Here is a 21862-nt window from a genome sequence, read left to right on the forward strand (position 1 = left end):
GCGAGTCCCCCGCTCCCACCCGCGAGTTCTGCGCTCCCACGTCCGGCACAGCGCCCCGACACCCGACGGCCAAGGGTCCTAGGCTTGCCCCATGGCTGTTGTGAAGATCAATGCGATTGAGGTGCCCGAGGGCGCGGGCCCCGAACTGGAGAAGCGGTTCGCCGCACGGTTGCACGCGGTGGACTCCCAACCCGGGTTCCTCGGTTTCGAGCTGCTGCGACCCGTCTCCGGCGAGAACCGGTACTTCGTCTACACGAAGTGGGAAACCGAGGAACACTTCCAGGCGTGGGCACAGGGCCCGGCGCGGGAAGCGCATTCCGGCGAACGCGGCAAGCCGGTGGCCAGCGGGGCGAGCCTGCTGGAATTCGAGGTCGTGCAAAGCTCCAAGCCCGCGGCTGAGTGAAAGCAGAGCTCGACCGCGCCGCGGAGCTGATCTCCTCGGCGAGTGCGTTGCTGGTATGCGCGGGCGCGGGAATGGGGGTTGACTCCGGTCTTCCGGACTTCGGCGGCGACGAGGGCTTCTGGCGCGCCTACCCGCCGTACGCCCGGCTCGGGCTGAGCTTCGCCGAGCTGGCCGACCCCGAACACTTCGTCACCGACCCCGAGCTGGCCTGGGGCTTCTACGGCCACCGCCTCTCGCTGTATCGCGAGACCACCCCGCACGAAGGGTTCCAGCTGCTGCGGAAGTGGGGCGAGGCCAAGCCCGGCGGGGTGCGAGTGTTCACCTCGAACGTGGACGGCCAGTTCCAGCGCGCCGGATTCGCCGGCGTCACCGAGGTGCACGGCTCGATCCACCACCTGCAGTGCCTTGCTTGCTGCTGCGACGACGTCTGGCCCGCCGACGGCGTCGAGGTGGACGTCGATCCGGAAACGATGCGGGCACGACCACCGCTGCCGTGCTGTCCTCACTGCGGTGCGCCTGCCCGACCGAACATCCTGATGTTCGGTGACATGGACTGGATACCGCACCGCACCCAACGGCAACTCGACGCACTGCGGGCATGGCGGCGTGCCAACACCGATGTCGCGGTAGTCGAACTGGGTGCGGGATTGGCGGTGCCGACCGTGCGGCGGCAGGCCGAACTGGCGAGCGCGGCCAACGGTGCGCTGGTCCGGATCAACCCGCGCGAGCCGCAGGTGCGGCACGGCAGGGGCGTGTCGGTGCGGTGCGGGGCGCTCGAGGCACTGCGCGCCATCGCCTCACGACTGAGCCACTGAGTGCCACTGAGTGCCACTGAGTGCCACTGAGTGCCACTGAGTGCCACTGAGCCACTAGCTACTAAGCCACTGAGCCGACAGAGCCCGCTGACAAGCCGAACGCAAGAAGGCGCCCCCACGGCGGACTGCCGTGAGGGCGCCTTCGTTTCGCGTTCGATTACTCGTTCTCGGACTCGCCGTCCTCGCTACCGGCGGCGGCGATGCTCACCGGTGGTGCGTCGGGCACGTCCAGCGGCTTGGCCTCACCGCGGAACACGAACTTGGCCTTGTCGTCGCGCTCGTCGCCGATCTCCCAACCGTCGACGTCCACGATGATGATCTGGCCAGGCTGCACCTCGCCGAACAGGATCTTCTCGGACAGCTGGTCCTCGATCTCCCGCTGGATGGTCCGGCGCAGCGGACGGGCGCCGAGCACCGGGTCGAAGCCGCGCTTGGCGAGCAGCGCCTTCGCCTTGTCGGTGAGCTCCAGCTCCATGTCCTTGCCCTTGAGCTGCCCCTCGACCCTCGTGACCATCAGGTCCACCATCTCGATGATCTGGTCCTGCGTGAGCTGGTGGAACACGATGATGTCGTCGATCCGGTTGAGGAACTCCGGCCGGAAGTGCTTCTTCATCTCCTCGTTGACCTTTTGCTTCATCTTCTCGTAGCGCGATCCCTCGTCGGAACCCGAAGAGAAGCCGAGGCTCACGGACTTGGAGATGTCCTGCGTGCCCAGGTTCGAGGTGAAGATCAGCACCGTGTTCTTGAAGTCGACCGTGCGGCCCTGACCGTCGGTCAGCCTGCCGTCCTCCAACACCTGCAGCAGGGTGTTGTAGATCTCCTGGTGTGCCTTCTCGATCTCGTCGAAGAGCACGACGGAGAACGGCTTGCGACGGACCTTCTCGGTGAGCTGTCCGCCCTCCTCGTAGCCGACGTAGCCCGGAGGGGCACCGAACAGCCGCGAGGCGGTGTAGCGGTCGTGGAACTCGCCCATGTCGATCTGGATGAGCGCGTCGTCCTCACCGAACAGGAAGTTCGCCAGCGCCTTGGACAGCTCGGTCTTACCCACACCGGACGGGCCGGCGAAGATGAACGAGCCGGAGGGGCGCTTCGGGTCCTTCAGGCCCGCCCTGGTGCGGCGGATGGCCTGGGAAACGGCCTTGACCGCGTCCTCCTGGCCGATGATCCGCTTGTGCAGCTCGGTCTCCATGCGGAGCAGCCTGGTGGTCTCCTCCTCGGTGAGCTTGAACACCGGGATGCCGGTCCAGTTGGCGAGGACCTCGGCGATCTGCTCGTCGTCAACCTCGGCGACGACGTCCAGGTCACCGTCCTTCCACTGCTTCTCCCGCTCGGACTTCTGGCCCAGCAGCGTCTTCTCCTCGTCCCGCAAGCGTGCGGCCCGCTCGAAGTCCTGCGCGTCGATGGCCGACTCCTTCTCCCTGCGCACGTCGGCGATCTTCTCGTCGAACTCCCGCAGGTCCGGCGGCGCGGTCATGCGCCGGATGCGCATGCGGGCGCCCGCCTCGTCGATCAGGTCGATCGCCTTGTCCGGCAGGAACCGGTCGTTGATGTAGCGGTCGGCCAGTGTCGCGGCGGCCACGAGAGCGGAGTCGGTGATCGACACCCGGTGGTGTGCCTCGTAGCGGTCGCGCAGACCCTTCAGGATCTCGATCGTGTGCTCCAGCGACGGCTCACCGACCTGGATCGGCTGGAAGCGGCGCTCCAGCGCGGCGTCCTTCTCGATGTACTTGCGGTACTCCTCGAGGGTGGTGGCACCGATCGTCTGCAGTTCGCCACGCGCGAGCATCGGCTTGAGGATGCTCGCGGCGTCGATCGCGCCCTCGGCCGCACCCGCGCCGACGAGCGTGTGCAGCTCGTCGATGAACAGGATGATGTCGCCTCGGGTCTTGATCTCCTTGAGGACCTTCTTCAAGCGCTCCTCGAAGTCACCGCGGTAACGCGAGCCCGCGACCAGGGAACCGAGGTCGAGGGTGTAGAGCTGCTTGTCCTTCAGTGTCTCGGGGACCTCGCCCTTGACGATGTTCTGCGCGAGGCCCTCGACCACGGCGGTCTTGCCGACGCCGGGTTCCCCGATGAGCACGGGGTTGTTCTTGGTGCGGCGGGACAGCACCTGCATGACCCGCTCGATCTCCTTGCTTCGGCCGATGACCGGGTCGAGCTTGCCCTCGCGGGCCGACGCCGTGAGGTTGCGACCGAACTGGTCCAGCACCAGCGAGGAGGACGGGGTGCCCTCACCACGGCCCGTGCCCGCCTCGGCGGGCTCCTTGCCCTGGTAGCCGGACAGCAGTTGCAGTACCTGCTGGCGAACGCGGTTGAGGTCGGCCCCCAGCTTGACGAGGACCTGCGCCGCGACGCCTTCGCCCTCGCGGATCAGGCCGAGCAGGATGTGCTCGGTGCCGATGTAGTTGTGGCCGAGCTGCAGCGCCTCGCGCAGGGACAGCTCGAGTACCTTCTTGGCACGCGGCGTGAAGGGGATGTGCCCGCTCGGGGCCTGCTGACCCTGGCCGATGATCTCCTCGACCTGCTGGCGGACGCCCTCAAGCGCGATACCCAACGACTCAAGCGCCTTGGCGGCGACACCCTCACCCTCGTGGATCAGACCCAGGAGGATGTGCTCGGTGCCGATGTAGTTGTGGTTGAGCATCCTGGCCTCTTCCTGGGCCAGGACAACCACCCGCCTCGCGCGGTCGGTGAACCTTTCGAACATTCCCACTCCCTCGACTGCTGCGCCGGCGGCCCGATCTCAGCCCTGACTTCGCTAGGTGAGCTCGGCACCGTGAGACCACTGTAGTAGCCAAGCGCACGTGTCGGCTTACCACTGGGGCGGATTCCGTACCGCCTGATCAGCTCTGGCACGTGGTTTCGGACAGACACACAGTCGACTTATCGCTGGCTGTTGACGATTTGTACAACGCGTGACCGGGGCCTGGGATTCCTGGCGATCCCGTTGTCCGCTCCTCGCGAACACACTTCCCCTGGCCATCCCCCGATCGGGAGCCCGGGTGGCTTGCCACCGTCCGGCCGGTAAGGTAAGGCACGCCTAATCGACAATACCCGGATGGAGCAGCGAGGGCACACGTGTGAGTATCAGCAGGCCATTTCGTGATGCTCGACACATTCGGGACGATCTCGACGGGCTGGCAGCGTCGCTCGACCGCCTGGCCGCACGACCGACCCGCATCGAGGTTCGGGCGGACACCACCGGGGACGGTTGGCAGCGTTGCTCCGACCTACTCGCCGACCCCGACGGTTTCCGCCGCTGGCGAGAGACTCTCGCCGACTGGCTGCGCGGGCAATACCGGATCGCAGGCCCCGCGCCCGGCCGCACCACCGCCTGCTACGTGATGGCGTGGTACCTGCGCGCACCCGCCTACGCCGCCGCGCTGCTGCTGCATCAGGAACGCAGAGTTCCCTCGCTGCGGCCGCAGGCACTGGCGCTGCGCACCGCGCCGCGAGGCAGGCCGGAGCTGACCGGCGCGGCGGTGCTCGACAACTCCTTCTACTGCCTGCCGCTCGACCCAGGCGCGGCCAGGCCGGAGGCCACCGTCGTGGCCGACGAACAGCAACTCGCGGCGGTACTGCGGGCCGGCTACGTCGCCCACGCCGCCAGGTTCGTCCGCGCCTTCGGCCGGGTGAGCCCGGTGGGTGCCCACACGCTGTGGGCGGCGGCGACGGACGCGCTGGACACCTGCCTGTGGTGGGCAGGAGCGGACAGCGGCGACGAGGGAGCGGGAGTGGCCGAGGCCGCGCTCGTACTGGGGTCGCGGTATCCGCCGTTGACCTCGCCATCCACCCTCCACCTCCGGCAGGCCGCGTCGGGCAGGCGATGGACCCGCAGCAGGGAGAGCTGCTGCTTCAGCTACCTACTCCCCGGGCGCGACGAGTGCGAAGGCTGCCCGCGGCTGCGACCGAAGCCGGACCCCGACTAGGGTCGCCATGCCGGGTCGCGGCCAGAGAGCGCGACAACCCGGTCCAGCACGGAGGCGTCGTCGCCGAGCGGCACCTCGGGGCCGAACGCCTTCAGTTGCCTGCCCTGCTCACCGATCTCGCGCATGACCTGCTCGGCCGCCTCTGCGGCACCGGACTCGTAGCGCGCGGGCACACCGGTGGCCGTCGCGAGATCCCAGCCGTGGACCACGAGCTCGCAAAGCGCCATCCTGCCAACCATCGCGGCGGGCAGGTCACCGCCCGCGATGCTCGTGCTGCCCTGCCATGCGGCGGGATCGCGCAGCGCCTCTGCGAGTTCGACGGCTTCTGCTGCAAGCAGATCGGCCCAGTCGCCGACGACCAACTCCGCCGCTCGCTCACCCTCGCCCAGTGGCTCCGGAGGGCGCTTCGCGGCCGCGGCGAGCAACCTCGGCATCCAGAACAGCAGGTGGTTGCACAGGCCGCGGACGTCGTACTCCTCGCACGGTGTCGCGGCCGCGAGCTTGTCGGCGGGCACGGCACGCACGATCTCCGCGAACTCGCGCGCGGCACGGCTGATGGGTTCCTTCAGTTCGGACATGCGCATCAGTCAACACCGCCGACCGGCGGTCGTCTTGAACAAAAGCGTCAGCGCCACTCATTAGGCTTCGCTCGTGGAACGGATACCGCAGGGCATCCTCGGTGAGCACGCTTCGCCCGGGCTGTTTCGGCTCAGCCGACACGAACCCGCGCCGCGGCTGCGCCCGTTCGTGCAGTACTACTGGATCGTCCGCTGGGATCTGCGCGGCCGTGCGCCGTACGAGCAGCGAGTGTTGCCGAACTTGAGCGTGCACGTGGTGTTCAGTCGCGACGCCCCCGGAGTCTGGCCGCCTGGTCGCGAGGTCTTTTCCTACGTTCTCCACGACAGGGACCAGGTTCTGGGTGTTCGGCTGCGGCCCGGTTGTTGCGGCTCGATGCTCGGCAGATCCGTGAATCAACTCGGCGGCGAACGGAGGTCGTTGGGCGAGGTGTTCGGCAAGGGTGCCGACGAGGCGCAGGAGGGCATCCTCAACGCGGACTCCACGCGGGAAATGGTCGCCTTGGCCGACCGGTTTCTGCGGGCGCAAGCCCCAATGCCTGCCGCCGCCGAACAACGAGTAGCCGCCGCGGTGGAACGCGTCGCCGCGGACCCGACGATCACCAGCGTGCGCCAACTCGCTGCGGCGACCGGAATGTCGACTCGCACCTTGCAACGACTGTTCGTCGAACACATCGGAGTCGGCCCGAAGTGGGCTATCCGGGTTTACCGGCTCAACGAGGCCGCCAAACGGGTCAGCGGCGAATCACGGCCGGACTGGGCGGCGCTCGCAGCCGAACTGGGCTACAGCGATCAAGCCCATTTCACACGGGACTTCACAGCGGCCGTCGGCGTCCCCCCGACCACCTATCGCCGCATGGCGTCGCAACGCGCCGGAATTTGAGACGAAGGTGGCCTCCCGGAACCCGAACCGGGAGGCCACCGAGCGCGTCCGCTCAGTTCCGCTTGTGGTAAGCCTCGACCACTTCCGACGGGATACGGCCCCGGTCGGAAACCTCGTAACCGTTCTTGCGTGCCCACGCGCGAATCGCCTGGTTCTGCTCACGGTCGACCGCGGCCGAGCGACCGGGCGCCTTCACAGCCGACCGGGTGCCCGCGCGCTTGCGGCCGCCGGCCCTGCGGGCGTGCTCGACATACTGGGCGAGAGCGTCACGCAATTCTTCGGCATTTTCCGCTGACAGGTCGATCTCGTAGCTGACGCCGTCCAGCCCGAACTCCACCGTCTCCTCGGCCTCCGAACCGTCCAGATCATCCACGAGGGAGACGAGGACCTTCTGCGCCATCTGATTCCTCCTGTTAAGCCAACATTAGATCACGTGGTGCCCACGCCCAGACGAAAAGATCCGACTGGGAACCTTAATACCCGCTTCGGCGCATAAACGCAAATCACCTTCTGTTGATTGCGGCACGCCGTGGCCGCATTTGCGTTCGTACCAGGCGAAACCGGATCGTTTCCCGGATACCGGAACCGCCGAGTGCCATCGGTAACCGGTTGACTCCTATTCGGGTACCTCCGCTTGGCGGCAATACCCGACCCGGCACGAAGGAATCATCATCGAGCCGCAACGGCCCGGTAGGGCACCGGGTTCGACCGCTACGGGCGGCGGGGTTCGCACGGTACGAATGTATCGCACCGGGTCTGTTCGACGATCCTTGCCCGGCCACCCCGGTGTCTTTGGTGAGCGGGCGTCGACAGGCCGACAATAATCGCCGGGCGGTGAACTCGGGCGAATGCGATGATTCGCGAACACGGCCGCTTATCGCACACAGGGCCACGCCCGGCGACGGGTGCGCTAACCCGAAGCCGGTGAAGCAAGGCCGGACACAGCTGTGCATCATGCATTCCTGTGCTTTCACCGCGGACGAGTGGCCACGGTAAGGTGCCGCTGCCGCACGGACGGGCGAGAACCGGTTGGCCTGCCCGGCCCCACCCCGCAGAATCACCGCATGAACTATGTGCCGCGTGATTCCACCGAACACGTCCGCGCGCTACGTGCGGCATCGTTCGGCGCGCGGGCACGCGCATACGCCGAACACCGGCCCGATTACCCGACCGAAGCGGTGGAGTGGGGGCTGGAACCGGCAGGGATGGTGAAACGGCTGCTCGATCTCGCGGCCGGAACCGGGAAACTCGCCGCGATGCTGCGGGCCTTCGGCTCGGTCACCGCCGTCGAACCCGACCTCGACATGCTCGCGCAGTTGCGCGAGTCGCTGCCCGATGTCGCCGCGTTGAAAGGAACGGCGGAGAAAATCCCGCTACGAAACCGATCGATGGACGCGGTCGGCATCGGGCAGGCATTCCACTGGTTCGACGGCGAGGCCGCGCTGGACGACATCGCGCGGGTCCTTCGCCCAGGAGGCGTCGTGCTCCTGCTGTGGAACGACGACGACGAGGCCTACCCGTGGGTGGCGGAGTTCGCCGCCCTCATGAAATCCGGCGGCGGTAGGGCCTACCCGCACCGGCTGCCCTCGCACGAGGCGTTCTTCCCGTTCCAGCGCGACCGATTCCCGCACGTACAACGTCGCACCGCGCACAGCATGGTGGAAACGCTCGCGACTCACTCACACGTACTGATTTCCTCCGAACGCGAACGTGCCGCGCTGCTGCGGCGGGCAAGGCAGATCCTGGCGTCGCGACCACAAACCGCGCGGGGCGAGTTCGACAGGCCGATAGTGACTACCGCGCTGCGGGCCGTCCGCCGGTGATGTTGCGTTCGTAGGCCAGCCGCAGGCCGAGCAGCGTCAGTTCCGGCACGTGCTCGGTGATCGTCTCCGACTCGTTGAGCACGAGCGGGGCGAGCCCGCCCGTCGCGATCACCTCTACCCGTTCGCCAGGACCGGACACCAGTTCCTTGATGATCCGCCGCACCAGGCCGTCGACCTGTCCCGCGAAGCCGTACAGAATTCCCGACTGCAGGCACTCGACCGTGTTCTTGCCGATCACCGACCTGGGCGCCACCAACTCGACCTTGCGCAGCGCGGCGGCGCGGGAGGCCAACGCGTCCACGGAAATGTCGATCCCGGGAGCGAAGGCGCCGCCGAGGAATTCCCCCTTCGCCGAGATGGCATCGACATTGGTGGAGGTGCCGAAGTCCACCACTACGCAGGCAGTGTTGTGCAAGTGGTGAGCGGCAAGGGTGTTGACAAGCCGGTCACCCCCCACCTCCTTGGGGTTGTCCACCAGCAGCGGGACTCCGGTCCGCACCCCCGGTTCCACCACGACCTTCGGCACGTTCGGGTAGTACCGGGACAGCATCGTCCGCAACTCGCGCAGCACGGCGGGCACCGTGGACAGCGCACTGATCCCGGTGACCTTGTCGGCATAGCGGCCGAGCAGCCCACGCATCGTCAGCGAAAGCTCGTCGGCGGTCATTCGCGCGTCGGTGCGCATCCGCCAGTCGCGCACCAACTCGGCGCTGTCGCCGCGCCCGGAGTAAAGCCCGAGCACGATGTTGGTGTTGCCGACATCGACGGTGAGCAGCACTAGCCCTCCGCGTGCAGCAACGCATCGAGTCGCGCGGCATCGACCGTCTCCGCGACCGGGAACGCCCGCGACTCGACGTGCTGCTGACCGACCGGCAACGCACCGCTCACCAGGCCCGAACCGGCGGGCACGTCCGCGGGGTCCTCACCGGCCTCGACGATGCGGTTGTCGGCGTCGACGAACACTACTCGCGGGCGGAACGAAGCGGCCTCGGCGGAGTCCATGTGCCCGTATGCGATCAGGATGACGATGTCGCCGGGATGCACCAGGTGCGCCGCCGCACCGTTGATCCCGATGACGCCGCTGTCCCGTTCGCCCGTGATCACGTAGGTCTCCAGCCGCGCGCCGTTGGTGACGTCGACGATGGTGACCTGCTCGCCAGGCAGCAGGTCCGCGGCCTCCATGAGACGTTCGTCGACCGTGACGGAACCGACGTAGTGCAGGTCCGCCTGCGTCACCGTCGCCCGGTGGATCTTGGACTTCAACATCGTGCGGTACATCGTGGACTCTCCTCTACACCCCTGCGTCCTCGTCGGCCCGCTCACGCGGCTGCTCGGCAGCCGAACCCAACGAAACACCGACGTTGTCGATCAGGCGGGTATTCCCCACCCTCGCGGCCACCAGTAGCCGCGCCTCGCCGTCGACGGGCGCGGGACCGAGTTCGGTACCGCGCAACTCCAGGTAGTCGACAGCCACCTCGGGGCGCGCGGCGAGCGTGCGCCGTGCCTCCCGCAGCACCGCTTCGGCCCCGCGAGGCCCGGCATGCGCACCCGCGGTGAGCGCGGCGGAAAGAGCAACCGCCTGCTCCCGCTCGGACGGGCTCAGGTAGACGTTGCGTGACGACAGCGCCAGGCCGTCCGACTCCCGCACCGTTGGCACCCCGAGCACCCTGGTGTCCATGTTCAGGTCGCGCACCATCCGCCGGATGAGCACCAGTTGCTGGTAGTCCTTCTCCCCGAAGAAGGCATAGTGCGGGCGGACGATGTTGAACAGCTTCGCCACCACGGTCAGCACCCCGGCGAAGTGCCCGGGCCGGTGTTGTCCCTCCAGTTCGGTGCCGAGTTCGCCGGGCTGCACGGTCACCGCCGCGTCGGGCTCGTAGAGGTCGGCTTCGGTCGGGGTGAACGCGATCTCCACCCCCGCCTCGGCCAGTACCTCGAGGTCACGCTCCAGCGGCCGCGGGTACGCCTCGAAGTCCTCGCCCGCACCGAACTGCAACGGGTTGACGAAGATCGATGCGGCCATCACGGTGTTCGGCAGCCGCTTCGCGCGGCGAAGCAACTCGCGGTGACCGGCGTGCAACGCGCCCATCGTGGGCACGAGCGCCACGTTGCGGCCCACCGCGCGCAGCGCAGCGGTGACCTGGCTGACCTCGCCGGGCTTGCGGTAGGTGTTCAACTCGCCCCGGCTGAACCTGGGTGCACTCACTCAAGCATCACGTCCGTCGTCGAGCAGGTTGCTGATCTCGGTTGCCTCGGCACCGCCGAGCAGGCCCGCCTCGCGTGCCCGCACCACCGTCCTGCGGGCCAGGACCGTGTAGGCGGGCAGCAGGTCCGGCGCGCGGCGAGCCAGTACGTCGAGGTGGGTGGCCACCGTGCCCGCGTCGCCGCGGGCCACCGGACCGGTGAGTGCGCGGTCGCCCTGCCGCAGCACGTTGTCCAGCGCGGCCGACAGCAGTGGCGCGAGCAGCCGCTCCGGGGTCCGCACGCCCCCCGACCGCAGCAGTTGCACGCAGTCCGCGATCAGTGTGACGAGATGGTTGGCGCCGTGCGCCAGTGCCGCGTGGTACAGCGGGCGCGTCTGCTCGGGTATGCGCACGGGTTCCGCACCCATCTCCACGGTCAGCGCCTCACCGACGTTCCAGGCGGCCTCGTCAGCCTCCGTCGCCGTGACTCCGACGCTGCAGGCCGCCATCCGCTCCAGGTCCTCGGGACGACCGGTGAACGTCATCACGGGATGCAGAGCCAGCGGGAGCGCACCCGCCTCGGCCGCGGGCGCCAGCACACCCACGCCGTGTGCGCCGGAGGTGTGCACGACGATCTGCCCGGCGCGAAACGCCCCGGTCGCCGCGAGACCGCTCACCATCGGGCCGAGCGCGTCGTCGGGAAGGGCGAGCAGCACGAGGTCGGCCTGCCTTGCCACCTCGTCCGGTGCCAGCAGCGGCACTCCGGGCAGCAGCCGTTCGGCACGCCGCACCGATGCGTCGGAGACGCCGGAGGCCGCGATCACCGTGTGTCCGGCGCGGGCCAGCGCCGCACCCAGCACGCTGCCGACCCTGCCTGCCGAGACGACACCCACCGCGAGTCTGGCGGGGCGTGTCATCGCGTGCCCCACTGGAGGCTCATGCTCAACGACTCCCAAGCTCGTTCCAGTCCCGCTCTGCGGACGCGGGTACCAGACGACGCGCGCGAGACTAGCCCGCGAACTGTCCGCGACGACGCGTAGGTGACAAGCTTCACCCGGACTTCACCCGGATCGGTCATCACCGAGCCGCCAGCCGCACCGCTTCGGCCCTGGCCTGCCTGACGACGTCGACGAGGTCGTCGTGGCGGCTGCTCGTGCCGCCGTCCCCGGCCGACCACCTGCGCTGGAACGCCAGCTCGGTGACACTCGCCTGGTAGCAGGCCACAGCCTTTGCGGCGTGCCTTCCCGACTCCTTGCGGGCCTGCCTGCGCCACCGCCTTCTGCCGCGCAGGCTGGCGAGCAACGGCACTTCTGAGCGCGCGATCCAGCCGTTGGCCGCCAGCACCGGCAGGGCGGCGGCGATGATGCGCTGCTCGCGGCGGCGCTGCCACAGCACCAGCAGCAGCACCGCGATGAAGATCGGCACCATGATCAGAAAATAGACGTCGAGGAACGTCGCAGCGCCACCGAGTGTGGCGGCCGCGTTCCACAGCGCGTGCAGGAACACCGCGCACAGGTAGGCCCCCAGCGGCACCAGCACCTTCAGCGCGCGACGGCGCTGCCTGACGACGAGACCGACCCCGATGCCAGTCAGCACCGTGAACAGCGGGTGCGCGAACGGCGAGAGCACGCCACGCAGCAGGAACGCCGCGAGCACCCCCGCGCTCGCCCCGTCGCCGAAGCCGTACTCGGCGAACGCGCGACCGAAGTAGTAGATGTTCTCGGTGAAGGCGAACCCGGCAGCGCTGATACCGGCGTACACGATGCCGTCCACCAGCCCGTCGAACTCCTGCGAACGGCGAAGCAGGATCGCGAACACCGGCACCGCCTTGACCGCCTCCTCGACCAGAGGCGCGGAAACGAGCGCGCTCACCTTGCCGCCACTGCCCGTACCCAGCAACAGGTCGCCCACCGCCTCGGCGGTGTCGTTGATCAACAGCGCGGTGAGTGTCGCCACGAACGCGCCCCAGGCGAAGGTGAGCAGCAACAACCTGGCAGGCTCCGGCTCCCACCTGTCGATCCACAGGAAGGCCGCCACCACCACGGCGACGGGAACGATCGAGGCCACCACACCGATGGCCACCGCCACCACGCCCACCCTGACGGTGGCCAGCGTGAGCACCAGCAGGCCACACAACGCCACGGCCACGAGGCCCGCGATCGGCAACAGCACGCCCAACCGGCGCGGCGGGTGCCTGCGCAGTTGGTGCCGCGGTCGCCCGGCGGTATCTCCCCTCACGCGGGCACCCTAACGGGGGCCACCTCGGCGGCTCGCACCGAACCCGTGAGCCGATTCGCAGGCTCAGTCGTCGGCCCGGCGCCTGCGGCGTGGCCTCGACACGTTCGCCCCGTGCGCGGCCAGCAACTCGCTCACCGAGCGGCCTTCGGCGTGCGACCCGGACGGCTCCTCCGCCTCCGCCGCGTAGTTCCCGGCGGTACCACGGCCGCCCTGACCACCACGGGATTCCGCGGAGCCGTGCCGGGAGCCGGAGGTTTCGCCGAAGGCCTCCCACGGGGGCGGCTCGTCGTCGGACCGGTATCGCCTGCCGCCGGACACGCCGGCGACCTCGACGTCGTCGGGCTCGGCCCTGCGCCTGCGACCACCCGGCCTGCTTCGCACGTCCCGAATTTCTGGCGGCAACGTCGGATTCGGCTCAGGCGGGGTCGGTTCGGTGACGCGGGTCTGCGGCTCGGCCACCGGGTCACGTCTGGCGGTCCTGGCGGCACGTTCGGCGTCCACCGGCGGCCGCGCCGTTCTCGTCGGCACGGAATCCAGGTCGAGCCCACCGGTGAACTCGGTGGGCTGTTCGGGATCGGGCCTGCGTTGTCTCGGGCGCTGCGACCGTGCGGCCGGGGGAGCAGGCGCCTCCTGGCGGTCCCGCACGGGTTCGGCTGCCGACGCGCCCCGTGCCGGGGCGTGCTGGGCCGGTCGTGTGGGCGGGGCAGGCTGCTGAGCCGCTTTCGGAGCCGTGCCTTGCGCGCCACGCGACTCGGCCGAGGACGGTTGCGGCTGAGACCGCTGCGCTTTCGTCGTCTGCCGGTTCACCGGCTGCTGCACGGGTCTCGACATCTCCGACCTCGCCCTGGCCGCCGCTTCCCGCGCACCCGGCAGCCCACTGCGGTCGACGGGCTGCACCCTGCGCGTGGCGGGTTCCACCGGTCGCTGCGACGGCCTGCTCTGCTCGACCGGCCGCGACGGGCGCGGCACGAACCTGGTCCTCGGCTGCTCCGGCTCGGCCTCGGCATGGTCGAAGGTGGAATGGTCATCCTGCTGCGACGACTGTGCTTCGAAGTCGCGGACGGCGGCGATCAGTTCGGTGGGTCGCTCCGCGAGTTCGGCCAGCTTCTTGCCTGCCGTGATCTGCGCGGGTCTGCCGCCGTTGGAGTCGCCCGCGGTGACCACCCTCGGCTCCTCCGCCAGCGACCGCATCCGGGTTGACTGCGCGGTGAGGGCCACCCGTTCCCACAGCACCTCGCCGCCGAACAGCGCCTGCAGGCTCTCGCGCAGCGCGGTGACTTCCGAGCGCAGGGCCTGCAACTCCTCCTGCGTCTCGTCCTCGACCCGTTCCCGGGTCTGTGCCTCGACATCCAGTTCGAACTCTCGGCGAGCGGCGATCTCGCGTTCCAGTTCCAGCTCGTAGATCTCCTGCGCCTTCGCCGCCGCCTGCTCGGTGGTCGCCGCCTGCTTGCGGTACCTCGCCGCCACGAACCCACCGATGAGCGCGGCCCACAGCGCGGCGATGATCCCGAGGCGCAGCCAGCGCAGATCCTCGGTGAACACCATGGCTACCGTGGCTGCGATGGCGAGGAGCATGCCGGCAGCGAACAGCGGCCGACTCCACGCGCGGCCGCGCGAGTCCTCACCCACGCCACTCATGCCCAACACCGTACCTTCTGGTTATCCAGCCGAGACCTTATCGGTACTTCGAACGGTGGATTCCAGTCGCTAACCGGTTTTGTCCTGATCGTGGTCCCGATCACGCGGCTCCGGCGCACGGCAACAGTACTCCAGCCACAGCGCCGCGGCGATCAACGCGGCAGCACTCGCCACCCCGATGATCGCTGCTGGAAGATCTTGCGAGGCGGCCGTGAGGCGCTCCGCGCGGGGCAGCAGGAACGCCAGCGCGCCCAGCCAGACTCCGACCATCAACGCACCCAGCAACGACGACGCCTTCGCGAGCGCGACCGCGCGCGCGATCCACACGCCGGTCACCACCCTGCGAGAACGGATACGGCTCCTGATCACGAAGGCCAGCACGGTCTCGGCGACGGCGAGCACGAGCAAAGTGGTGCCCGCGGGCGGAGGCAGACTCGGCAGCGTGTCGTACGCGGCCTGAAAGAGCAGCAACGCCAGTCCGAAGCCGAGCAAGGTGGCGAAGACCAACTCGCGTGGCCGCGTGAAGTGCATGGCTACACCGTAGGCGAGGTCGCGACCACGGCGGGGTGCGACGTTGACTCTCCACCGACTGGAGAGTCGAGCATGGAGTCGGTGAGGGGAGAGGCAGCGGTGTTCACGATCGGAGAACTGTCACGCAGGACCGGATTGCCGGTCAAGACCATCCGCTACTACTCCGACGAGGGCCTACTGCCCCCCACCGACCGCACGAACGCCGGTTACCGGCTGTACGACACCACCTCACTGGCGAGGTTGGAGCTGGTGCGCACGCTGCGCGAGTTGGGAGTCGGTCTCGCCGACGTGCGACGCGTGCTTGCTCGCACCCGCGACGTCAGCACCGTGGCGGCCGAGCACCTGGAGGTGCTCGAAGACCAACTGCGCGTGTTGCGGCTGCGCAGGGCGGTGCTTCGTGCGGTCGTCAAACGAGGTGGCGAGCTGAACGAGGTGAAACTGATGAACAAGCTGGCTTCGATGTCCGATGAGCAGCGCAGGCGACTCGTCGACGAGTTCTGGGACGAGGTGAGCGAGGGACTCGACGTCGACTCGGAGTTCTACGACCGGATGCGGTCGGCCAAACCGGAACTGCCCGACGATCCGACTCCGCAACAGCTAGAGGCATGGATCGAGTTCGCTGAGCTGGTCCGTGACCCCGACTTCCGCGCGGTGATCCGGAAGATGAGCGAGCGGCAGGCCGAACGCGGTCAGGTCGCGAGCACCGACACGGCGGTGCGTGCTCAGCAGGAACACTGGTGCGAGTGGAGCGACCGTGCACAGGCTGCGCTCGACGAGGGCCTGGAGCCAGACTCCCCGACCGGCCGGGAACTGGCCGACGACATCGCGGCGCGTTCGGCGGGCGAGGGTGTGGCGGACACGCCGAGGTTCCGTGCGGAACTCGCCGACCGAATCGCCGAAGGGGCGGATCCACGCGCCGAGCGGTACTGGCAGCTACTCGCGATCATCAACGGCTGGCCCGCCATCCCGAGCCGCAACACGGCCGCACTGTGGATCGTGGCCGCGCTGCGCGCGACGGCAGGCTGAGGACCAGGCTCAGGTCACGGGCCACAACCGGAGGTCCGGGCGCGGGGTGACGGCTTCCCGGTCGGCCTCGGGAAGCGCGGCCAGCAGATCGGCGGCGCGGCCGTGTCCCGGCACCCGCGCCGCCGGATCGATCTCCAGCCACGGGATCAGCACGGTCGCCCGCTCGGCGGTGCCGGGATGCGGCAGCAGCAATTCGGGGTCGTCACTGCGAACCCCGTCCACGGTGACCACGTCGACGTCGAGCGTGCGCGGTCCCCAGCGCCGCTGCCGCACCCGGCCTGCCCTGCGCTCGAGTTCCTGGCCCGCACGCAGCCACGCCCAGTGGTCGGCTTCGGGGTCGTCGACGATGCAGACCGCGTTGAGGAAGTCCGGCTGGTCCTGCACACCCCACGGTCGCGTCTGGTACACGCTGGAGACCGAGACGAGCCGGTCGGCGAGCCCTTCGACGGCGAGCCGCAGGTACGCCAGCCGGTCGCCCAGGTTCGAACCGAGCGACAACACCGCCCTGCTCACCGCTGCCGCCGCACTGTGACGGCGACGTCGGCGAAAGTCAGCGGGATCGGCGCGGAGGGCTTGTGCACGGTGACCTCCACCGCGTGCAGTCGCTCGTCGTGCAGCACCTCCTCGGCGATCCGGCCCGCGACGCTCTCGATGAGGTCGTACGGCTGCCCCGCGACGATCTCGGCAGCGAGTCGGGCAAGTTCCGAGTAGTTCACCGTGTCGGCCAGTGCGTCGGAAGCAGCGGCGGGGCGAAGATCGAGCCACGCGGTGACGTCCACCAGGAACTCTTGCCCTTCGCGCTTCTCGTGCTCGAACACGCCGTGCCTGCCGAACACGCGAAGCCCGGTCAACGTGATGCGGTCAGCGGGCCCCGGCACGTCGGCCATCTCAGACACCACCGCGCTGCCACGCCGCCGCGACCTTCACCGCGTCGAGCGAGGCGCCGACATCGTGGACACGCACCCCCCACGCCCCCGCGCCCGCGGCGAGCGCGGAAACGGCTGCCGTGGCGACCTCCCTGCCGGCGGGCGGGCGTGGTTGGCCCTCGGAATCGGCGAGCAGCCTGCCGAGAAAACGCTTGCGCGACGCGCCCACAAGAACGGGAAAGCCGAGAGCGAGCACGCTGTCCAGGCCGTGCAGCAGCGCCCAGTCGTGCTCGGCCTCCTTGGCGAAGCCGAGACCGGGATCGAGCACGATGGCGCTTTCGGCGACCCCGGCGGCCAGCGCGGCGTCCACCCTGGCACGCAACTCGTCGCAGACCTCCTTGACGACGTCGCCGTAGCGCGCGAGCGCGTTCATGTCCTTGCTGTGGCCACGCCAGTGCATCAACACCAACGGCACCCCGGCTTCTGCGGCGACTCGCGCCATGTCCGGGTCGGCGAGGCCGCCGGAGACGTCGTTGACGATCCGCGCACCCGCTTCGAGCGCTGCGGCGGCCACGGCCGCCCTCGTGGTGTCCACCGACAGCAGCAGCCCGTCGGCGGCCAGCTCGCGAATCACCGGCAGCACCCTCGCGCTCTCGGTCTCCGCGTCGACACGCAGCGCTCCTGGCCGGGTGGATTCGCCTCCGACGTCGATGACGTCGGCACCGCGCCGCCACATGGCGTGCGCGTGCGCGAGAGCATCCTCCCTGCTGAGGTAACGGCCACCGTCGGAGAACGAATCGGGGGTGACGTTGAGCACCCCCATCACGACACACCGGCCCGGCGATGGCAGTGCGGACTCCGGCGGGCTCACCGCCGACCCTTGATGAGGTCCAGCGCCTCCGCACGCGAGGACGCCGAGCTCTGCAACAGTCCCCGCACGGCGGAGGTCGTGGTCCGCGCGCCGGGTTTGCGGATACCGCGCATCGCCATGCACAGGTGCTCCGCCTCGATGACCACGATGACACCACGTGGCCGTAGCTTGCGGTAGAGCGCGTCGGCGACCTGCGAGGTCAACCGTTCCTGCACCTGCGGGCGCTTGGCGTACAGGTCGACAAGCCGCGCCAGCTTGGAAAGCCCGGTGACCTTGCCTTGCCCGTTGGGGATGTAGCCGACGTGCGCCACACCGTGAAACGGCGTCAGGTGGTGCTCGCACATGCTGAACATCGGGATGTCGGTGACGAGCACCAACTCCTCGTGGCTCTCGTCGAATGTGCGGTCGAGCACGTGGTCCGGCTCGCTGTAGAGCCCGGCGAACATCTCCCGGTAGGCGCGCGCCACCCTGGCGGGGGTTTCGCGCAGGCCGTCGCGGTCGGGGTCCTCGCCGCACGCCAGCAACAGTTCGCGTACGGCGCGCTCGGCACGTGCCTGGTCGAACACGCGCCCTTCCACCCGAGGCAACTCGGCGTCGACGTCCAGAAAACCGTGACCGTTGCCTGACACGTCACTGCCTTTCCCGGTCACGAACGATGCTGACCGTCCTGCTCATCGCCGCCACGCTCGTGCCCACTCTGCTCCTGCCGGGGCGGGTCGTACCGCCACGGCTGGCCTGCGCGGTCGGGCTTGGTGGCGGGTGTCCACCCGGGCGGGGCTCCGTAGTTGGGCGGGCCGACGTTTCGACCCTGCCGTCCACCACCGTAAGGCTGTGGCCTGGAGTCGGCGCCGCCGCCCCCGGAACCGCCACCGTGGCCGCGGGCGCCGTGCCCCTGGCCGCCGTTGGTCCGGCGGGCGCCGTTGGGGTAGTCACCCGAGGGTGGGGCGTACGGGTTGTACGACGACGGGTTCGCGGGCGGCTCAGGCACACCCTGCTGTGCTCCGCCCGGAAGGTCCTGCCCGGCGGAAGGGCCGCCGACCGGCGCGGGCTCCGACTCCGGTTGCGGCTCGGGTTCGGTTTCGGACTCGGGGGGCCATGGCTCCCCGCGTTCGATCGCGAGCTCACGCGGCGTCTTGATCGGCGGCTTGTCCGAGGGCAGCCGCTCGCCGAACTCGTTGAACGCGGTGATCCTGGGGCGCTTCTCCACCGACGCGAAGATGCGCTCGAGGTCCCTGCGCTGCAGGGTCTCCTTCTCCAGCACCTCCATCACCAGGTCGTCGAGCACGTCGCGGTAGGTGTTGAGCACCTCCCACGCCTCGGTGTGCGCCGTCTCGATGAGCTTGCGCACCTCCTCGTCGATCTCGTGCGCGACCTCGAGCGAGTAGTCCGGCTGCCTGCCCGCCGACCGGCCGAGGAAGGGGTCGCCCTGGTCCTGGCCGTACTTGACGGCGCCGAGCCTGGGGCTCATGCCGTACTCGGTGACCATCGCCTTCGCGATCTTCGTGGCCTGCTCGATGTCGGAGGAAGCACCGGTTGTCGGCTCGTGGAAGACGAGTTCTTCCGCCGTGCGCCCGCCCATCGCGAACACCAGCCGCGCGATCATCTCCGAGCGGGTCATCAACTGCTTGTCGTCCTCGGGGACGACCAGCGCGTGCCCGCCCGTGCGGCCACGGGGCAGAATCGTCAGCTTGTACACCGGTTCGATGTCCGGCATCGCCCACGCGGCGAGTGCGTGCCCGCCCTCGTGGTAGGCGGTGATCTTGCGCTCCTTCTCGGAGATGATCCGGCTCTTGCGCGCCGGGCCGCCGATCACCCTGTCCACGGACTCCTCCAGCGCCGCATCGGAGATGACGGTGCCGTGTTGCCTGGCGGTGAGCAGAGCGGCCTCGTTGATGACGTTGGCCAGGTCGGCGCCCGACATGCCCACCGTGCGCTTCGCGAGCGCGTCGAGGTCGGCTCCCTCCGCCAGCGGCTTGCCCTTGGAGTGCACCTCCAGGATCGCCCTGCGGCCGCGCAGGTCGGGCGCGGACACCGGGATCTGCCGGTCGAACCGGCCGGGGCGCAGCAGCGCCGGGTCGAGGATGTCGGGCCGGTTGGTGGCGGCGATCAGGATGATGCCGCCGCGCGAGTCGAAGCCGTCCATCTCGACGAGCAACTGGTTCAGCGTCTGCTCCCGCTCGTCGTGGCCGCCGCCGAGGCCCGCACCACGCTGCCTGCCCACCGCGTCGATCTCGTCGACGAAGATGATGCACGGCGCGTTCTGCTTGGCCTGCTCGAACAGGTCACGCACCCGCGAGGCACCGACACCGACGAACATCTCGACGAAGTCGGAACCGGAGATGGTGTAGAACGGCACCCCGGCCTCGCCTGCCACCGCACGAGCGAGCAGCGTCTTACCGGTACCCGGCGGGCCGTATAGGAGTACGCCCTTGGGGATCTTCGCCCCGAGTGCCTGGTAGCGGCCGGGGCTTTGCAGGAAGTCCTTGATCTCGTGCAGTTCCTCGACGGCCTCGTCGGCACCGGCCACGTCGCTGAACGTGGTCTTCGGCATGTCCTTGTTCAGCTGCTTGGCCTTGGACTTGCCGAAGTTGAGGACCCGGTTTCCCCCGCCCTGCGCGTTGTTCATCATCCACATGAGCAACAGCAGCAGGATGCCCAGCGGGATCATGTAGATCAGCAACTGGGTGATGAAGGAGTCCTGGGTGACCGTGGTGTCGAACCGGACGTTCTGCCCGTCACCGCCGGCGTTGATGAGCGAGTTGTACAGCTGGTCGGAAGCGCCTGCGGGGAACTTCGTGATGACCTGCGTCACCTGCTGGCCGTCGACCTCGATCGGGTTGGCCAGGTGAAGCTTGAGCTGCTGTTCCTTGTCCTCGAGGTTCGCCTCGGTGAGGTTGCCGCTGCGGATCTGTTCGACGGCCTGCGACGTGGGCACGTGCGTGTAACCCCGGTCGCTGTCGAACATCATGCTGAACAGGAAATAGAGCAGCAGAACCGCGACTATCCACAGCAGTGGGTTCTTGAGCAGGCGCTTGCGGTCCATTAGATCCGGCCGTTGCGGCCTCGACCCTCCCTGGCTAGGCGGTAGGTGTGACATCCGCCGTCACGGTGTACAACTGCACGGGCACGGTGGTAACCGTCCCATCAGGGTACCGCCCGGCTTGCGCGAACGGCCGGGCGATCCTCTACGCAGATCCAACGGCTCCCAGGGTGGGTATGTTCCCAGCTCAGCGCGAGGCTAGCGGGTGACCTCGGTGACCAGTTCCGCGAGTCGGCCGCGTAACGCCTTCGCGTCGGCGGGCGCGACGGTGACCCACTCCGTGCCGTCGGGACCGGTGCGGGAGAGGCTGAGATAGCGCCCCGAAGCGGTATCGAACCAGGCCAACACCCCGCTGCGACGCCTGCCGCCGAGTTCGTCACGGCTGTTGGCTGCCAGTTGGCCACCCCGCAGCCTCGGTTGTGAGATGAGCCGCGCGTAAGCCTCTCCCTCGTTCGCCGTTCGCTCCGCCAGCCCCGCCGCCCTGCGCGAGGAAGCGCCCGCCGCCGCCGGTACCCCGGTGTTCGCGGGCCTGGTACGCAGTGCCTGAGCGATGGGCAGTGTGACGGAAGCCTCGCTGCCCCGCCCGCAGGCGGGCAGCAGGTCGACCACCGCGGAGACCAGACCGTCGGGATAGATCGGGCGCAGCCAGATGCCGTCGCTGTTCTGAACGGCCAGCACGGCCTGATTGCCGTCGCTCGCCGCGAGCGCGGCCACCGGTGGTACCCGGAAGTCGGGGATGTGCAGGGCGTCGATGCTGATCCTCGGCCTGGACAGCAGGCCGAGCCAGTCCTCGACGGGCGAGTTCCGGAGTTCGCGGGCCGCGAACTCCACGTTCGCCCTCTCCCGCAGTGCGGCGCGTTCGACCTCGGTTTCGCCGTGTGAGCCGACACGCAACGGGTAGGGCAGGTCGCCGAGTCCGGCGGCTTCCCACAGGAAGTCGAAGGACACGGGCGTGAAGAATTCCTGAGCGGGCACGATCCTCCAGCTGGCTCCCTGACCGTGACGTCGTTACTACCGCACAGTAGCGAACGTGAGCACCGC

At 68.9% G+C, this 21862-nt stretch carries 22 protein-coding genes; 6 read left to right on the top strand and 16 right to left on the bottom strand.

The annotated features are described in order from the left end of the window. Positions 1–91: 91 nt before the first annotated feature. Together SACMADRAFT_RS24300 and SACMADRAFT_RS24305 are read left to right on the top strand one after the other, a co-directional pair. Positions 92–403: an antibiotic biosynthesis monooxygenase family protein gene (locus SACMADRAFT_RS24300; RefSeq protein WP_009156513.1), complete on the top strand. Its 312-nt coding sequence runs from the start codon at positions 92–94 to the stop codon at positions 401–403. Next, the gene (locus SACMADRAFT_RS24305; protein WP_009156514.1) at positions 400–1218 is read left to right on the top strand and encodes an SIR2 family NAD-dependent protein deacylase; all 819 of its coding nucleotides are present in this window, start codon (positions 400–402) and stop codon (positions 1216–1218) included. Before SACMADRAFT_RS24300 ends, SACMADRAFT_RS24305 begins: the two co-directional genes overlap by 4 nt. Positions 1219–1375: 157 nt before the next feature. On the opposite strand, the gene SACMADRAFT_RS24310 is transcribed toward SACMADRAFT_RS24305, so the two are convergent. Further along, positions 1376–3925: an ATP-dependent Clp protease ATP-binding subunit gene (locus SACMADRAFT_RS24310; RefSeq protein ID WP_009156515.1), complete on the bottom strand. Its 2550-nt coding sequence runs from the start codon at positions 3923–3925 to the stop codon at positions 1376–1378. Positions 3926–4298: 373 nt separating this feature from the next. Between SACMADRAFT_RS24310 and SACMADRAFT_RS24315 the strand changes: the two genes are divergently transcribed. Continuing rightward, a complete protein-coding gene (locus SACMADRAFT_RS24315) occupies positions 4299–5147 on the top strand; it encodes a (2Fe-2S)-binding protein (protein WP_009156516.1) in 849 nt (282 codons plus the stop codon). Here the strand turns inward: SACMADRAFT_RS24315 and SACMADRAFT_RS24320 are convergent. Continuing rightward, positions 5144–5725: a TIGR03086 family metal-binding protein gene (locus SACMADRAFT_RS24320; protein WP_040926785.1), complete on the bottom strand. Its 582-nt coding sequence runs from the start codon at positions 5723–5725 to the stop codon at positions 5144–5146. The genes SACMADRAFT_RS24315 and SACMADRAFT_RS24320 overlap by 4 nt on opposite strands. A 73-nt stretch (positions 5726–5798) precedes the next feature. Here SACMADRAFT_RS24320 and SACMADRAFT_RS24325 point away from each other — a divergent pair, with 73 nt between their 5' ends. Beyond that, positions 5799–6605 (top strand): helix-turn-helix domain-containing protein, encoded by an 807-nt coding sequence (locus tag SACMADRAFT_RS24325; RefSeq protein WP_009156518.1) that lies wholly within the window; start codon positions 5799–5801, stop codon positions 6603–6605. A 52-nt stretch (positions 6606–6657) separates the two neighbouring features. Here SACMADRAFT_RS24325 and SACMADRAFT_RS24330 read toward each other — a convergent pair whose 3' ends face one another. Next, the gene (locus tag SACMADRAFT_RS24330; RefSeq protein WP_009156519.1) at positions 6658–7005 is read right to left on the bottom strand and encodes a histone-like nucleoid-structuring protein Lsr2; all 348 of its coding nucleotides are present in this window, start codon (positions 7003–7005) and stop codon (positions 6658–6660) included. A 664-nt stretch (positions 7006–7669) separates the two neighbouring features. Here SACMADRAFT_RS24330 and SACMADRAFT_RS24335 point away from each other — a divergent pair. After that, a complete protein-coding gene (locus SACMADRAFT_RS24335; RefSeq protein WP_009156520.1) occupies positions 7670–8428 on the top strand; it encodes a class I SAM-dependent methyltransferase in 759 nt (252 codons plus the stop codon). Here the strand turns inward: SACMADRAFT_RS24335 and SACMADRAFT_RS24340 are convergent. The 7 genes from SACMADRAFT_RS24340 to SACMADRAFT_RS24370 all read right to left on the bottom strand — a co-directional run bounded on the left by SACMADRAFT_RS24340 (position 8400) and on the right by SACMADRAFT_RS24370 (position 15018). After that, the gene (locus tag SACMADRAFT_RS24340) at positions 8400–9206 is read right to left on the bottom strand and encodes a type III pantothenate kinase (RefSeq protein WP_009156521.1); all 807 of its coding nucleotides are present in this window, start codon (positions 9204–9206) and stop codon (positions 8400–8402) included. The two genes, SACMADRAFT_RS24335 and SACMADRAFT_RS24340, sit on opposite strands and share 29 nt — an antisense overlap. Further along, a complete protein-coding gene (gene panD / locus SACMADRAFT_RS24345) occupies positions 9206–9706 on the bottom strand; it encodes an aspartate 1-decarboxylase (RefSeq protein ID WP_009156522.1) in 501 nt (166 codons plus the stop codon). The genes SACMADRAFT_RS24340 and panD overlap by 1 nt, the downstream gene beginning before the upstream one ends. Before the next feature lie 13 nt (positions 9707–9719). Beyond that, entirely contained in the window at positions 9720–10634 is a 915-nt protein-coding gene (panC, locus tag SACMADRAFT_RS24350; RefSeq protein WP_009156523.1) for a pantoate--beta-alanine ligase, read from the bottom strand. Then, positions 10635–11528, bottom strand: coding sequence for a Rossmann-like and DUF2520 domain-containing protein (locus SACMADRAFT_RS24355; protein WP_009156524.1), 894 nt, complete (start codon positions 11526–11528; stop codon positions 10635–10637). It abuts the gene before it with no gap. A 160-nt stretch (positions 11529–11688) separates the two neighbouring features. Further along, positions 11689–12783, bottom strand: coding sequence for a PrsW family intramembrane metalloprotease (locus SACMADRAFT_RS24360; RefSeq protein WP_157617491.1), 1095 nt, complete (start codon positions 12781–12783; stop codon positions 11689–11691). Positions 12784–12912: 129 nt separating this feature from the next. Then, positions 12913–14487 carry a DUF6779 domain-containing protein gene (locus SACMADRAFT_RS24365; protein WP_040926787.1) on the bottom strand — a complete coding sequence of 525 codons (1575 nt, stop codon included), beginning with the start codon at positions 14485–14487 and terminating at the stop codon, positions 12913–12915. Between the two features lie 69 nt (positions 14488–14556). Next, the gene (locus tag SACMADRAFT_RS24370; RefSeq protein WP_009156527.1) at positions 14557–15018 is read right to left on the bottom strand and encodes a DUF3180 domain-containing protein; all 462 of its coding nucleotides are present in this window, start codon (positions 15016–15018) and stop codon (positions 14557–14559) included. Between the two features lie 72 nt (positions 15019–15090). On the opposite strand from SACMADRAFT_RS24370, the gene SACMADRAFT_RS24375 reads away from it, so the two are divergent. Continuing rightward, positions 15091–16044 carry a MerR family transcriptional regulator gene (locus SACMADRAFT_RS24375; RefSeq protein WP_009156528.1) on the top strand — a complete coding sequence of 318 codons (954 nt, stop codon included), beginning with the start codon at positions 15091–15093 and terminating at the stop codon, positions 16042–16044. A gap of 9 nt (positions 16045–16053) precedes the next feature. Here the strand turns inward: SACMADRAFT_RS24375 and folK are convergent, their stop codons facing one another. The 6 genes from folK to SACMADRAFT_RS24405 all read right to left on the bottom strand — a co-directional run bounded on the left by folK (position 16054) and on the right by SACMADRAFT_RS24405 (position 21796). Further along, the gene (gene folK, locus SACMADRAFT_RS24380) at positions 16054–16557 is read right to left on the bottom strand and encodes a 2-amino-4-hydroxy-6-hydroxymethyldihydropteridine diphosphokinase (RefSeq protein ID WP_009156529.1); all 504 of its coding nucleotides are present in this window, start codon (positions 16555–16557) and stop codon (positions 16054–16056) included. After that, the gene (gene folB, locus SACMADRAFT_RS24385) at positions 16554–16931 is read right to left on the bottom strand and encodes a dihydroneopterin aldolase (protein WP_009156530.1); all 378 of its coding nucleotides are present in this window, start codon (positions 16929–16931) and stop codon (positions 16554–16556) included. Before folB ends, folK begins: the two co-directional genes overlap by 4 nt. Before the next feature lies 1 nt (position 16932). Further along, a complete protein-coding gene (folP, locus tag SACMADRAFT_RS24390; protein WP_040925870.1) occupies positions 16933–17733 on the bottom strand; it encodes a dihydropteroate synthase in 801 nt (266 codons plus the stop codon). A gap of 44 nt (positions 17734–17777) precedes the next feature. Then, positions 17778–18431: a GTP cyclohydrolase I FolE gene (gene folE / locus SACMADRAFT_RS24395; RefSeq protein WP_009156532.1), complete on the bottom strand. Its 654-nt coding sequence runs from the start codon at positions 18429–18431 to the stop codon at positions 17778–17780. Beyond that, a complete protein-coding gene (gene ftsH / locus SACMADRAFT_RS24400) occupies positions 18428–20824 on the bottom strand; it encodes an ATP-dependent zinc metalloprotease FtsH (protein WP_009156533.1) in 2397 nt (798 codons plus the stop codon). Before ftsH ends, folE begins: the two co-directional genes overlap by 4 nt. Positions 20825–21019: 195 nt before the next feature. Further along, on the bottom strand, positions 21020–21796 hold the full coding sequence (locus tag SACMADRAFT_RS24405) for an ESX secretion-associated protein EspG (RefSeq protein WP_009156534.1): 777 nt from the start codon (positions 21794–21796) through the stop codon (positions 21020–21022). Positions 21797–21862 lie beyond the last annotated feature (66 nt).

Source organism: Saccharomonospora marina XMU15 (assembly GCF_000244955.1).
GTDB classification, from domain to species: domain Bacteria; phylum Actinomycetota; class Actinomycetes; order Mycobacteriales; family Pseudonocardiaceae; genus Saccharomonospora_A; species Saccharomonospora_A marina.